This window comes from Streptomyces sp. NPDC043812 (assembly GCF_056436245.1).
Genome location: NZ_JBWKCY010000001.1, coordinates 202,222 through 216,442, shown reverse-complemented (window position 1 = coordinate 216,442; position 14,221 = coordinate 202,222). Strand labels below are relative to the sequence as shown.

Here is a 14,221-nt window from a genome sequence, read left to right as displayed (position 1 = left end):
GGATCAGGCCCCTGTCTTGCCGAGGACTGCGGGCGCTTCGGCGGATTCGTGGAATTCGAGCTGCCGGCGCCGGTTCGGGATGAGGCCTTCGGGGCGGAAGCGCATCAGGAGGACGAGCGCGAGGCCGAAGGCGAAGAGCTGGTAGTCGCCGAGGAACTGGAGCTTGGCGGGGATGAGGTAGAGCAGTGCCGCGCCGACGAGGGGTCCGCTGATGGTGCCCATGCCGCCGAGGACGACGGCTGCGAGCAGGAAGGCGGAGTTCGGCGGGACGACGTGTGCGAACTGGTACTGCTCGGGTGTCACGGTGTAGGTGACGTGGGCCTGGACGGTTCCGGCGAGGCCGGCGAGTGCGGCGCCGAGGGCGAAGGCGATCAGCTTGACGCGGAAGCCGTTGATGCCCATGGCGAGTGCCGCGGTCTCGTCCTCGCGGATGGCGATCCAGGCGCGGCCGATTCGGGAGTCTCCGCTGCGCCGGAAGACGACCACGACGATGAGCGTGATCAGCAGCATCAGGAAGAAGTAGTTCGCGAAGCGGCCGATGGTGACGCCGAGGATGCTGTGTTCGATCCCGAAGTCGAAGCCGAACATCTGGAGGTTCGGGATCGAGGAGATGCCGTTGGAGCCGTTGGTGATGTCGGGGCCGGAGGTGCCGTCCATGTTGTTGACGGTGATCCGGAAGATCTCACCGAAGCCGAGGGTGACGATGGCCAGGTAGTCGCCGCGCAGTCGCAGGGTGGGGGCGCCGATGAGGACGCCGAAGACCATGGAGGCTGTTGCGCCGACGAGGACCGCTCCCCAGAAGGGGAGGTGGATGTCGAAGGGCGAGGACGGCGATCCGGAGACCATGGCGGCGGCGTAGGCGCCGACGCCGAGGAAGGCGACGTATCCGAGGTCGAGGAGGCCGGCGAGGCCGACGACGATGTTGAGGCCGAGTGCGACGGTGGCGAAGATCAGGATGTAGACGCCGATGGTCGCGTACTGGTCGTCGGCCTGGGTGAAGGGGAATGCGGCGGCGGCGGCGAAGGCGCCGGCCATCGTCACGTTGCGGTGTCGGGCGGTGATGGCCGAGACGCGCGCGATGAGTCCGGCCTTGGCGAGTGACGCGAAGCCGAGTCCGGCGGTGATCAGGAAGCCGATGAAGAGCTCGTCGTACTCGGTGCCGATGCCGTAGGTGAAGACGATCAGGCCGACGGCGAGGGCCGCGACGATGATCAGGATCTCGACGTACGACGGCAGGGTGCGCGCGGGCGTGGAGGTTCCGGTGGCGAGGGCGGCCTTGATGTTGGTGACGCTGTTGCCGGTGCGCTGCCTGAACTGGTCCCAGCTGCTGTCCTCGGGGTCCAGCGGGTCGGGCGCGGGGCGCTCGAACGGCAGGGCGAGGGCGCCTGTGAGGGCGATGAGGGTGGCGATTCCGGCGACGTAGCCGCCGGGCTCCAGGTTCGCGAGGCCGCCGAGGGTGACGCTGATGGCGATCAGGGTGTACCAGGCGGTCGCGAATGCGGCGATCGCGGCGAGCTTGATTGCGCTGTCGGCGCCGGCGGGGGTGAGCCAGCGCAGGCCCTTGATGCCGTAGGACGACAGTGCGAACGCGAGGGTGAGTGCACCGGCGATGAGGACGAGCCACTGGAGTCCGCCGGGGTAGCCGTAGACGGTGAGGTTGCCGGGGAAGGCAGCCGTCCAGGTCCAGGAGAGGAAGGCGGAGATGATGGTGAGTGCGGCGCCGCCGGTGGCGAGGGCCCGTGCGGCGTCGGCCGGCAGGGGGACGAGTCCGCGCTGGGGTGCGTCGGTCGTCTTGGACGGGGTGGCCGTCTTGGTGGTCTGTGTCGTCATCGGTGTCACGCCCTGTCCGCGACGCGCTCGCCGAGGAGGCCTTGTGGCCTGACGAGGAGCACGACGATGAGAAGTACGAAGGCCCAGACGTCGGCCCAGGACTGGCCGCCGAGCTGCTGCATGCCGGGGATGTCGCTGATGTAGGCCGTCGCCAGTGTTTCGGCGATGCCGAGTGCGAGACCGCCGAGCATCGCGCCGTAGATGTTGCCGATGCCGCCGAGGACGGCTGCGGTGAATGCCTTGAGGCCGAGGATGAAGCCCATGCGGAAGTTGACTTCGCCGTACTTGAGCCCGTAGGCGACGGCTCCGACTGCGGCGAACGCGGCACCGAGGGCGAAGGCGACCACGATGATGCGGTCGGTGTTGATGCCCATGAGCTTGGCGGTGTCGGGGTCCTGTGCGGTGGCCTGCATGCCGCGGCCGGTGCGGGTCTTCATGACGAAGAGCGCGAGGACGGCCATGCAGATGGGGGCCGCGATGAGGAGGAAGACGTCACCGGTCTGGATGGTGACGCTGCCGATGTGGAACGGTCCGCCGGGGATCTCGGGGAACGGACGGGAGGACTTCGCCTCGGGGTACCAGGCCCACACCGCCTGCTGGAGGGCGAGGGAGAGGCCGATTGCGGTGATGAGGGGGGCGAGTCGTGGCGCGCCGCGCAGGGGGCGGTAGGCGAAGCGTTCGGCGCCTACGGCGATGGTCGTGGCGACGATGATGGCGCCGACGATCATGAGCGGCAGGGCGAGCCACATGGTGGTGCCGGTGGGAAGGATGAGCCAGACCGTGAGGGCTCCGAAGCCACCGGTCATGAAGATCTCGCCATGGGCGAAGTTGATGAGCTGGACGATGCCATAGACCATCGTGTAGCCGATGGCGATGAGCCCGTACATGGATCCCAGTAGCAGGCCATTGACCAGCTGTTGCGGCAGTTCGTGCACCGCAGGTCCTCCGAGTCTTTCGACGGATGTGACACCGCGCGGGGCGCTTGGTTGCGGCGCCCCGCGCGGCTCATTGGTGATCGGGGGTGGTTCAGCCGGTGAAGGTGCCGGACTTGACGTCCTTCCAGGCGTCGCCCTCGTACTTGTAGACGGTGAGCTGCTTGTTGGTGGCGTCACCGAACTCGTCGAACGAGACCTTGCCGGTCACGCCGTCGAAGGAGACTCCCTGCATGGCCTCGAGGACCTTGGCGCGGGCGTCGGAGGGGAGCTTGCCGTTGTTGCCCTCGACGGCCTTCTTGACGGCCTCGATGATGGCCCAGGCGGAGTCGTAGGAGTAGCCGCCGTAGGCCTCGAAGGCCTCCTTGTAGCCGGCCTTCTCGTAGTTGGCCACGAACTCCTTGGCCGACGGGAGGGTCTCGACCGGGGCGCCGACGGAGGTGGCGAGGTCGCCCACGCCCTCCTTGCCGGACAGCTTGATGAAGTCGGCGCTGTAGATGCCGTCACCACCGACCAGCGGGATCTTGGCGCCGCCCTTCTTGAGCTGCTTGCTCAGCGGGCCGGCGACGGGGTACTCGCCGCCGTAGTAGACGACGTCGGCGCCGGAGCTCTTGACCTTGGCGACGACGGCCGCGAAGTCCTTGGTGTCCGGGTTGACGTGCTCGGTGCCGGCGACGGTGCCGCCGAGCTTCTTGAACTCGGCCGTGAAGGTGGCGGCCAGACCGGCGCCGTAGGTCTTCTTGTCGTCAATGACGAAGACCTTCTTCTTCTTGGCGTCGTTGAAGAGGTACTGCGCGGCGAACGGGCCCTGGATGGCGTCCGTGGTGGCCGTGCGGAAGTACGACTTGTACGGACGGGCCTTCTTGCCGCCGTTCCAGTCCTGTCCCTGGGAGAGGGCCGGGTTGGTGTTGGCGGGGGAGACCTGTACCAGCTTCGCGTCGTCGAAGACCTTCTGCATCGACTCGGCGACGGAGGAGTTCAGCGGGCCGACGACGCCGAGGACGTCCTTGTTGGCCTGGAATTTGGTGGCATTCTGCTGTCCGGAGGACGGCTGAGCCTGGTCGTCGAGCGCTTCGACCTTGAAAGTAACGCCTTCGACGTACTTCTTCTCGTTGGCGACCTTGGCGGCGAGGTCGACGGAGTTCTTGATGCCCAGGCCGAGGGCGGAGAGCTCACCGGTCAGCGGTGCATCGATGCCGATGACGACCGTGGTGCCGGCACCTTCGGCGCCGCCGCTGTTGTTGTCGTCGCGCGAGCCGCAGGCGGTAAGCGTGAGGGCTCCCGCAGTGAGCGCAGCCGTGATGGCTATGAGCGAACGTTGACGCACGATCAGTCCTTTCACCAGGCACGGGCAGTCCCCTCATGGGACGCACCGAGTCGAGCGCGGGAAACCGAGGTAATCCGGTGGCGCGGTGACTGGCGGTGACTCTAGGCGGCGCAATGGCACACAGAGGAGGTCTCTGGCCAAGGCGTGACGCTCTTGTTATGCCATGACGTAATGCATAGCGGAACTTCGCGGGTGGATCGGGGGAATTCCGGCCGTTTCGTCGCGTCCGCATGCTGAGAACTGGCAGGACTCTCAGCGGTTTGAGTCCTGACATCTGATCTTAGTGGCACGCCGTGTCAAGGGCCTTGCCGAGGTCCCTTGCGTACCGATCTCCCAGGATGAAGCCCTGTTTCTGTTTTGCGCGGACATTGCGCAGCGTTACATCCAGGAAAGGGAGGCTGGCATTCCGTGCCGTTTTCGCACAGTCCGACACATGGATCGTGACAAGCACTCTGCGTGGCTCGTCGGCACGTACGGTGAGCGGCGCCGCGGGAGCGGTGGTCACGCGCAGTGCCTCGGAGGTCTGGTCGATCCGTTCCACCGTGACCGGGGGCCCGGTGTGGGTGGTGAGGACGGCGGTGAAGGCGAAGGCGGAGTCCTCGTCGGGACGGGAAGCCACGCCGCTGGGGCCCGCGTAGGTGACGCTGACGGCCTGAGCGGGCCAGGGGGTGGGGGGAGGGGGCGGCGGCTGGGGGCGTCCGGCCCAGAGGTAGCCGCCGCCGGCGGCCACGGCTGCGGCGCAGACTGTCGCCACCGCGCCGCGGCGGTGACGGGCGAGGAAGCGGCCCGGCCGACTGCGCGGGGGCCGGGATGCGAACGAGGCGTCCGCCACGTAGGTGTGCTCGCCCGGCTCGACCGGGCCCACGCCGCTCATTGCCAAGGCCCCCCGGTCGGGGCTCCGCCGCTGTGGCGCTCCGCGCACCGCCGGGCGGCCTGATGGTCGATCAGATCCTCTGCGGCTGCGGGGCCTTGGCGTTCTTGTTCGTCGCGGGCTGCGACCACTACGGCGCGCAGGATGTCGTACTGCCCGCCCGACAGACCCATGGCCTGATAGTCGAGGCCGGCTGCGGAGCGGTCGTGCAGAACCTCCCGGGCCCAGTGCGCGATCAGATTCCGGCAGAGCTCTTCGGGCGGTGTCGGGCGCGGCGAGGGAGTGGCGGCAGTGGGGGAGGCAGGGTGGCTGTCGGCGGACCGGGCGGACATCCCGCAGCCGGTGAGGCCGATCGCGAACACCATGGCGAGTCCGAGCATGCAGACGCCTAAGAGCCCAGTCCTCATGGGGGAACGCTAGCCCCCGTACCCGGGCGGGACAACGGGCAGGACGGCGGCCCGCCCGGGCCGCCGCTCCCGGTCGCTCAGGCCTGTGCGTCGCGCAGCAGGCAGGTCAGGCGCGCGGTGCAGACCCGCTTGTCCTGCTCGTCGGTGATCACGATCTCGTACGTGGCCGTGGAGCGGCCCCGGTGCACCGGCGTCGCGACGCCCGTGACCTGGCCCGAGCGCACGCCGCGGTGGTGCGTGCAGTTGAGGTCCACACCCACGGCGATCTTGGAGGTGCCCCCGTGCAGCATGGAGCCGACCGAGCCGAGGGTCTCGGCCAGTACCGCGGAGGCCCCGCCGTGCAGCAGTCCGTACGGCTGGGTGTTGCCCTCGACGGGCATCGTGCCGACGACCCGCTCGGCCGACGCTTCGAGGACCTGCACGCCCATGCGGTTGCCCAGGCTCCCTGCGGAGAAGAGTGCGGGCAGGTCGACCCCGAGTGCGGCGTACTCGTCGATGACCTCTTGCGGGAACTTCACGGTGGTCTGCTCGCCCATGGGGCCGGCTCCGATCGTCTTGCGGCGTATCCCTGCTGCCTGAGCGAACGCTTAGGCGGTCGGAGATTGTTCCAGACGCACGATCACGGACTTGCTGGCGGGGGTGTTGCTGATGTCGGCGGTCGCCTCCAGCGGCACCAGCACGTTCGTCTCCGGGTAGTACGCCGCGGCGCAGCCCCGCGCGGTGGGGTAGTGGACGACGCGGAAGCCCGGCGCGCGGCGTTCCACTCCGTCCTTCCACTCGCTGACCAGGTCCACGTACGAACCGTCCGCGATCCCGAGGGCGCGCGCGTCCTGCGGATTGACGAGGACCACCCGGCGGCCGCCCTTGATGCCGCGGTAGCGGTCGTCGAGGCCGTAGATCGTGGTGTTGTACTGGTCGTGCGAGCGGATGGTCTGCAGCAGCAGCCGGCCCTCGGGCACCACGGGGTACTCGACGGGCGCCGCGGTGAAGTTGGCCTTGCCCGTAGCCGTGGGGAAACGGCGCTGGTCGCGCGGGGCGTGCGGCAGCGTGAAGCCGCCCGGCCGGGCGATCTTCTCGTTGAAGTCCTCGAATCCCGGCACCACCCGTGCGATGCGGTCGCGGATCGTGCCGTAGTCCTTCTCGAACTCCTCCCACGGCGTCAGCGACGCCGGGCCCAGCACCGCGCGCGCCAGCCGCGCGACGATGGCCGGCTCGGACAGCAGATGAGGGCTCGCGGGGGTGAGATTGCCGCGGGATGCATGGACCAGGCCCATCGAGTCCTCGACCGTCACCACCTGCCGGCCGCCCGACTGGACGTCCTTGTCGGTGCGGCCCAGCGTCGGCAGGATCAGCGCCCGGCGGCCGGTCACCGCGTGCGAACGGTTGAGCTTTGTCGACACATGGACCGTCAGCCGGGCCCTGCGCATCGCCGCCTCGGTGACCTCCGTGTCCGGTGTCGCGCCCACGAAGTTGCCGCCCATCGCGAAGAACACCTTCGCCCGGCCGTCGCGCAACGCCTCGATGGAGCGCACGACGTCGAAGCCGTGGTGGCGGGGCGGCGCGAAGCCGAACTCGCGCTCCAGCGCGTCCAGGAAGGCGGTCGAGGGCCGCTCGAAGATGCCCATGGTGCGGTCGCCCTGCACGTTCGAATGGCCGCGCACCGGGCAGACACCCGCGCCTGGACGGCCGATGTTGCCGCGCAGCAGCAGGAAGTTGACCACCTCGCGGATGGTCACCACGGAGTGCTTGTGCTGTGTCAGGCCCATCGCCCAGCACACGATCGTGCGCTTCGAGGCCAGCACCATGGCGAGCGCCTGCTCGATCTCGGCGCGTCCGAGGCCGGTGGCGGTGAGCGTCTCGTCCCAGTCCGCGGCGCGCGCGGCGGCGGCGAATTCCTCGTACCCGTGGGTGTGTTCGCGGACGAAGTCCTCGTCGACGGCGCCGTCCGTCTCCAGGATCAGCTTGTTCAACAGGCGGAACAGGGCCTGGTCGCCACCGATGCGGACCTGCAGGAACAGATCGTTCAGCGCGACGCCCTTGACCATGCCGCGGGGCGTCTGAGGGTTCTTGAACCGCTCCAGGCCGGCTTCCGGCAGCGGGTTCACCGAGATGATCCGCGCGCCGGACGCTTTGGCCTTCTCCAGGGCGGACAGCATCCGGGGATGGTTGGTGCCCGGGTTCTGTCCGGCCACGATGATCAGGTCGGCCTGGTGCAGATCCTCCAGCGAGACACTGCCCTTGCCGACGCCGATCGTCTCGGTCAGCGCGGAACCGGACGACTCGTGGCACATGTTGGAGCAGTCGGGCAGGTTGTTCGTGCCGAACTCCCGGGCGAACAGCTGCAGCAGGAAGGCCGCCTCGTTGCTCGTGCGCCCCGAGGTGTAGAACAGCGCCTCGTCGGGCGAGGACAGCGCCCCGAGCTCCTCGGTGATGATCGAGAACGCCCGCTCCCACGTCACGGCCTCGTACCGCTCGGCGCCCTCCGCCAGATACATGGGCTGCGTGATGCGGCCCTGCTGGCCCAGCCAGTAACCACTGCGGCCGGCGAGATCGCCGAGCGGGTGCGCGGCGAAGAAGTCGGGCGTGACCCGCCGCAGCGTCGCCTCCTCGGCGACCGCCTTCGCCCCGTTCTCGCAGAACTCCGCGACGTGCCGCTTGTCGCCCTCGGGCCAGGCACAGCCGGGACAGTCGAAGCCGTCTTTCTGATTGACCTGGAGCAGGGTCTGCGCCGAGCGACGCACCCCCATCTGCTGCTGGGCGATACGCAGCGTGTGACCGATGGCCGCCAGGCCCGCCGCCGCATGCTGCGGGGCCGCGACCTGCGGCGCGTCCTGGACGGGATCCCCTGTGGGCGGCTTGCTGGCCATCGCGCTCTCCTTCGAGCGTCGTCTGCTGCGTACGTATCCGATCCTGTCACGCGCCGCCGACAACGGTCCCGGCCCGGTCCGCCCGGTCAGGATTGTCGGTGGTCCGTGGCAGGATCGGGGACGTGGCTGAGACGGCATCGAAGAAGACGGCAGACAACCGACCCCGCCTGCTCCTCATGGACGGGCACTCTCTTGCGTACCGGGCGTTCTTCGCGCTGCCCGCGGAGAACTTCACCACCGAGAGCGGCCAGACGACGAACGCCATCTACGGCTTCGCGTCGATGCTGGCGAACACGCTGCGCGACGAGGCGCCCACGCACTTCGCCGTGGCCTTCGACGTGTCCCGCAAGACCTGGCGCTCGGCCGACTTCCCCGAGTACAAGGCGAACCGCTCCAAGACCCCTGACGAGTTCAAGGGCCAGGTCGAGCTGATCGGCGAACTGCTGGACACGATGAACGCGGTGCGCTTCGCGGTCGACGGCTTCGAGGCCGACGACATCATCGCCACCCTCGCCACCGAGGCGGAGGCCGCGGGCTTCGAGGTGTTGATCGTCACCGGTGACCGTGACTCGTTCCAGCTGGTCAGCGAGCACACCACCGTGCTGTATCCGACCAAGGGCGTCTCCGAGCTGACCCGCTTCACCCCGGCCAAGGTCGAGGAGAAGTACGGACTGACCCCGCAGCAGTACCCCGACTTCGCCGCCCTGCGCGGCGACCCGTCGGACAATCTGCCGGGCATCCCCGGTGTCGGGGAGAAGACCGCCACGAAGTGGATCAGCCAGTTCGGCTCGTTCGCGGAGCTGGTCGAGCGCGCCGACGAGGTCAAGGGCAAGGTCGGGCAGGCCCTGCGCGACCACCTCGAATCGGTGAAACTCAACCGCCACCTCACCGAGCTCGTGCGCGACGTGGAACTGCCGAAGACGGTCGCGGACCTCGAGCGCGCCGCGTACGACCGCACCGCGCTCAAGGGTTTCCTGGAAGTCCTGGAGATCCGCAACCCGAGCCTGCGTGAGCGGCTCCTCGCGGTCGACCCGGGTGCCGAGGAGGACGAGGCCCCTGCCCCGGCCGCGGGGGTAGAGCTCGACGGCACGGTGCTGGGCGCAGGCGAGCTGTCGGCATGGCTGGAGCAGCACGGCGGGCAGCCGCTCGGCGTGGCCACCGTGGCCGTCTGGGCCCTGGGCGTCGGCAGCGTCAGCGAGATCGCGCTGGCCGCCGCCGGGGGGGAGGCGGCCTGGTTCGACACCACGCAGCTGGACGAATCGGACGACCGCGCCTTCGCCGCGTGGATCGCCGACCCGGCCCGGCCCAAGATCATGCACAACGCCAAGGAGGCCCTGCGGGTCTTCCCGGAGCACGGCTGGAACATCGCCGGCGTCACGATGGACACCGCGCTCGCCGCGTATCTCGTCAAGCCCGGCCGCCGGTCCTTCGCGCTCGACGCGCTGTCCGTCGAGTACCTGCACCGCGAGCTGGCCCCCGCGGCCGCCGACGGCCAGCTGGCGTTCGGCGCGGAGGACGAGCAGGCCGAGGCGGATGCGCTGATGGCGCAGGCCCGTGCGGTCCTCGACCTGGGTGACGCCTTCGGAGAAAAGCTCGGCGAGGTGGGGGCCACCGAGCTGCTGCACGACGTGGAGCTGCCCACCTCCCTGCTGCTCGCACGGATGGAGCGGCACGGCATCGCCGCCGACCGCGCCCATCTGGAGGCGATGGAGCAGCAGTTCGCCGGAGCGGTGCAGCAGGCGGTGAAGGAGGCGCACGCCGCGGTCGGCCACGAGTTCAACCTCGGCTCGCCGAAGCAGCTCCAGGAAGTCTTCTTCGGCGAGCTGAACCTCCCCAAGACGAAGAAGACCAAGACCGGCTACACGACGGACGCGGACGCGCTCGCCTGGCTCGCCGCCCAGACCGACCACGAGCTGCCGGTCATCATGCTGCGCCACCGCGAGCAGGCCCGGCTGCGTTCCACCGTCGAAGGTCTGATCAAGACGATCGCGGCCGACGGACGAATCCACACGACGTTCAGCCAGACCGTCGCGGCGACCGGCCGGCTCTCCTCCACCGACCCGAACCTGCAGAACGTGCCGGTCCGCACCGACGAAGGCCGCGCCATCCGCCGTGGATTCGTCGTCGGCGAGGGCTTCGAGTCCCTGATGACCGCCGACTACAGCCAGATCGAACTGCGCGTCATGGCGCACCTGTCGGAGGACGAGGGTCTCCTCGAGGCCTTCACCTCGGGCGAGGACCTGCACACGACGGTCGCCTCGCAGGTGTTCGCCGTGGAGCGCTCCGCGGTCGACGCCGAGATGCGCCGCAAGATCAAGGCCATGTCCTACGGCCTGGCGTACGGGCTCTCCGCCTTCGGCCTCTCGCAGCAGCTGAGCATCGAACCGGCCGAGGCGCGGGTTCTGATGGACACGTACTTCGAGAGGTTCGGCGGGGTCCGCGACTATCTGCGCCGCGTCGTCGACGAGGCGCGGGCGACGGGATACACGGCGACCATGCTCGGCCGTCGCCGCTATCTGCCCGACCTGAACAGCGACAACAGGCAGCGCCGTGAAGCCGCGGAACGGATGGCGCTCAACGCACCGATCCAGGGCACGGCCGCGGACATCGTCAAGGTCGCGATGCTGAACGTGGACCGCGCACTGACCGAGGCGAAGCTCACGTCCCGGCTGCTGCTCCAGGTCCACGACGAAGTCGTGCTGGAGGTCGCCCCCGGCGAACGGGAGGAAGTGGAGTCCCTGGTACGCCAGGAGATGTCCGCCGCAGTCTCGCTGCGAGCCCCGCTGGACGTCTCCGTCGGTGTGGGCCCCGACTGGGAGTCGGCGGCCCACTGAACCACCCGGGGGCCGGGACGGCGCGAAGCCGGACCGGCCCCTTTTGGCCCGCCGCTATGCGCTCGTCACAGCCGTGACGACCCGGCCACCCGGACCCGCACCGCCGCCCCGTAGAGCACCAGGCCCGCCGCCAGCCCCGCTCCCGCCCCGAAGCACGCCGTCGGGATGATGTCGAGCGGCGTCTCGATACGGCCCCAGTACTGGTACCAACGCACACAGCGGTGCATGACGCCGGCAAGCACGCACACCACGAGCACCACCGCGGCCGTGCGCCGCTCTGCGCGGCCGAGCCGGGGCAGCCCCGACGCGGACGGCAGCGCCACCGGCTCCGCGCGCCGCAGCGCCGATGCGAGGAACCACGTCAGAGCCACGAGTGCGACGGCCGAACTCCCGTACTGCGTATACGTGTAGAGGGGGAAGCTTGCGACGCTCTCGTTGAGGACGGGAAGCATCCGCACACCCCAGCGGTCGAAATGGGTGAACGCGTCCCACACCACGTGCGTCGTCGCACCGAGGACGGCGGAGACGTAGAACCAGAACGCCACGGTCAGCGGCGGCCGGCTCCGCCACGGGACACCCCGTACCACCGCCAGCACTTTGCCCTGCCACCGGTGCGGCAGCAGAGCCACCAGCGGGTCACGCACCATCAGCCACAGTCCGAGGAGCGCCGCCGTGACGACGACGTCGACCGTGAGAACGCCCAGCGGTCCGTGCGTGACGCTCCCGAACTCCATCGCGCCCGGCACGAAACTCGCCGCGAAGTACGTCATGTCCGGCGCGAGCGAGCCCAGGACGAGCCCCGACGCCAGCAGCGGACCACGTGCGGTCCCGTCCCGCCTGACGGCGGGCAGCACCGCCGCGGCGTGGCTCAACGTGAACGGCATCGTGTCGCGCCCCCTGTGACCCTTGACCCCTGTGACTTCGATCTGCAGTCCGTCGACCGTGGGCCGTGCGCGCTCGCGCCGCCCGTTGTCGATCAGTGCCGCGTTGATCAGTGCCGCCCAGTATGCGTGACGGCCCTGTCCGCCAGGGATCCGGAATCGTGCCGACCGGTAGGTGGCGAACTGGTGAACACCGGTCAAGGGCCGGTGTTCCGGGGCCCGTCGTTGCATTAGGGTCACGTGAGACCACGTGCTGGGGAGCACGGGGAGCCGCTGACGGGGAGGGACCAGACGTATGGCAGCGCAATTCGGCCGCCGGCTGCGCAGGGGAGCGACAACCACGGCTGTCGCCGCGGCCGCCGTGGCGGCCCTCTCCGCGTCCCAGGCGCCGGGCATATCGCCCGCGACCTCGGGCGGCAGCCATGAAGCGGCCGACACGCCACCGCCGCCCGGCACACCGGTCACCGGCAACTCGCCGTACTACACGGACCTCCCTCCACTGAACACCCCGGACAAGCCCGGCACTTCGGTGGAACTGCCCGTGGGTGCGGGCGAAGCGGGCATACCCGCGACGGTCCTCGCCGCGTACAAGCAGGCCGAGCAGACCCTCGCCGAGACCGACCCCGCCTGCCGGCTTCCCTGGCAGCTGCTGGCAGCCATCGGCAAGGTGGAGTCGGGTCAGGCACGTGGCGGCCGCGTCGACGCGAACGGCACCACGCTCTCCCCGATCCTCGGCCCCGTTCTCAACGGCGTCGGCTTCGCGAACATCTCGGACACCGACAACGGTGCCTACGACGACGACACCGTGCACGACCGGGCCGTCGGGCCCATGCAGTTCATCCCCTCCACGTGGGAGACCTGGGGTCAGGACGCCAACGGCGACGGCCGCAGGGACCCGAACAACATCTACGACGCGGCGCTCGCCGCCGGCCGCTACCTCTGCCACGGCGGCCGTGACCTCGGCGTCCAGGCCGACCTGGACAAGGCGATCCTCGGCTACAACCACTCGCGCGAGTACCTGCGTACGGTGATGTCCTGGTTCGACTACTACAAGCGTGGCTCCCACGCCGTTCCCGACGGCACCGGTGTGTTGCCCGTCGGCGACGGGCCGGGCAGCGCAGGGCCCCTCCCGACGCCCACTCCCACGCCGACCCCAACGCCCAAGCCGAAGCCGTCCGCACCGGGCACGCCGAGCCCGGGCCCCTCCGAGCCCGGTGGCGGATCCGGCGAGACGCCCACTCCGACGCCTCCGCCCACACCGGCACCCGTCTCGCGCATCGAGGACGCCGGTACCGGCCGGATGACGGCAACGGCCGGGCAGGACTTCACGGTGCGTGCGAAGGTCCGCGTAAAGAACGCCAAGGGCGCCTCCGTTGCCCGGCAACCCGTGCGCTTCGCCGTCATCGGTGACACCGATGCCCGCTTCCCGGACGGCAGGACCAGCGTGGTCCTGCTCACCGGTGTCGACGGCACCGTCACCGCGCCTGCTCTGCGCGCGGGCGAGAAGACCGGGACGTTCACCGTCCGCGCCACCGTCGACGGACTCACCCTCGCCCCCGTGGACTTCATCGCGACCGTCACCCAGCGCATCGCGGACACCGTTGCGAGGACGGACGAGAAGGCGCTGACGGCAGCGCCCGGCACCGAGTTCGCCGACGCCGTCACGGTGAAGGCCACCTGCAAGGGCGCTGCCGCCCCCGGCGTCGCGGTCACCGCCACGATGATCAAGTCGGCCGAGGACGCGACCACCAACGACAAGGGTCCCCACTTCAAGGACGCCGACGGCAAGGTGGTCCGAAGCCTCACCGGTCTGAAGACCGACGCCGACGGCATGCTGACGCTTCCGAAGATCTACGCGGACGACACCGAGGGCACCTTCGTCCTCCGCCTCACCACGCCCGGCGGCGGATCGGTGGACATCGAGCTGAAGGTCGCCGTCCCGGCCGATCCGACGCCTGCGCCCTCCCCGAGCCCGGCCGGCTGATCGCACAGCAGTCCCTTCACCGCCCCTCCGCCCGCCCGGGCCGAGGGGCGGTGCCGTATGCGTTTGCTGTTCTCATCTCACGCCCGCGTTGCTACGGTGCCCCCTCCCTGACGATGTATCAGATTCAAGTTCCGGGAGGCCGAGCATGCGTGCCCTCGTCGCCGCCGCTGTCGGACTGGCCGCCGCCCTCGCCCTCGTCCTCACCGTGACGGCGGTCGGCGCACCGGCCGGCGAGACCTCGCCGAAGCCCCTGCTGACCACCGTCCCCGGCCCCAAGAAGTAGGGGAG

11 protein-coding genes are annotated in these 14,221 nt (G+C 69.6%); 3 read left to right on the top strand and 8 right to left on the bottom strand.

What is annotated here, in order from left to right; translation table 11 throughout:
* Positions 1-3: 3 nt before the first annotated feature.
* From AC067Z_RS01040 to AC067Z_RS01010, 7 genes are all read right to left on the bottom strand, one after another.
* On the bottom strand, positions 4-1,830 hold the full coding sequence (locus tag AC067Z_RS01040; protein WP_478787276.1) for a branched-chain amino acid ABC transporter permease: 1,827 nt from the start codon (positions 1,828-1,830) through the stop codon (positions 4-6).
* Positions 1,831-1,835: 5 nt separating this feature from the next.
* A complete protein-coding gene (locus AC067Z_RS01035) occupies positions 1,836-2,765 on the bottom strand; it encodes a branched-chain amino acid ABC transporter permease (RefSeq protein WP_478787275.1) in 930 nt (309 codons plus the stop codon).
* Positions 2,766-2,856: 91 nt separating this feature from the next.
* A complete protein-coding gene (locus tag AC067Z_RS01030; RefSeq protein WP_478787274.1) occupies positions 2,857-4,089 on the bottom strand; it encodes a branched-chain amino acid ABC transporter substrate-binding protein in 1,233 nt (410 codons plus the stop codon).
* 280 nt (positions 4,090-4,369) lie between these two features.
* Positions 4,370-4,963, bottom strand: a complete 594-nt coding sequence (locus AC067Z_RS01025; protein ID WP_478787273.1) for a Tat pathway signal sequence domain protein — start codon at positions 4,961-4,963, stop codon at positions 4,370-4,372.
* Positions 4,960-5,367, bottom strand: coding sequence for a hypothetical protein (locus AC067Z_RS01020; protein WP_478787272.1), 408 nt, complete (start codon positions 5,365-5,367; stop codon positions 4,960-4,962). The genes AC067Z_RS01025 and AC067Z_RS01020 overlap by 4 nt, the downstream gene beginning before the upstream one ends.
* A 77-nt stretch (positions 5,368-5,444) precedes the next feature.
* On the bottom strand, positions 5,445-5,903 hold the full coding sequence (locus AC067Z_RS01015) for a PaaI family thioesterase (RefSeq protein WP_478787271.1): 459 nt from the start codon (positions 5,901-5,903) through the stop codon (positions 5,445-5,447).
* Between the two features lie 51 nt (positions 5,904-5,954).
* Positions 5,955-8,234: an FdhF/YdeP family oxidoreductase gene (locus AC067Z_RS01010; RefSeq protein WP_478787270.1), complete on the bottom strand. Its 2,280-nt coding sequence runs from the start codon at positions 8,232-8,234 to the stop codon at positions 5,955-5,957.
* 122 nt (positions 8,235-8,356) lie between these two features.
* On the opposite strand from AC067Z_RS01010, the gene polA reads away from it, so the two are divergent.
* The gene (gene polA, locus AC067Z_RS01005; protein ID WP_478787269.1) at positions 8,357-11,068 is read left to right on the top strand and encodes a DNA polymerase I; all 2,712 of its coding nucleotides are present in this window, start codon (positions 8,357-8,359) and stop codon (positions 11,066-11,068) included.
* A 65-nt stretch (positions 11,069-11,133) separates the two neighbouring features.
* Here the strand turns inward: polA and AC067Z_RS01000 are convergent, their stop codons facing one another.
* Positions 11,134-11,952, bottom strand: a complete 819-nt coding sequence (locus AC067Z_RS01000; protein ID WP_478787581.1) for a DUF4184 family protein — start codon at positions 11,950-11,952, stop codon at positions 11,134-11,136.
* Between the two features lie 292 nt (positions 11,953-12,244).
* On the opposite strand from AC067Z_RS01000, the gene AC067Z_RS00995 reads away from it, so the two are divergent.
* Both AC067Z_RS00995 and AC067Z_RS00990 read left to right on the top strand, forming a co-directional pair.
* Entirely contained in the window at positions 12,245-13,933 is a 1,689-nt protein-coding gene (locus AC067Z_RS00995; RefSeq protein ID WP_478787268.1) for a lytic transglycosylase domain-containing protein, read from the top strand.
* 145 nt (positions 13,934-14,078) lie between these two features.
* Positions 14,079-14,216 carry an SPW_0924 family protein gene (locus AC067Z_RS00990; protein ID WP_478787267.1) on the top strand — a complete coding sequence of 46 codons (138 nt, stop codon included), beginning with the start codon at positions 14,079-14,081 and terminating at the stop codon, positions 14,214-14,216.
* Positions 14,217-14,221 lie beyond the last annotated feature (5 nt).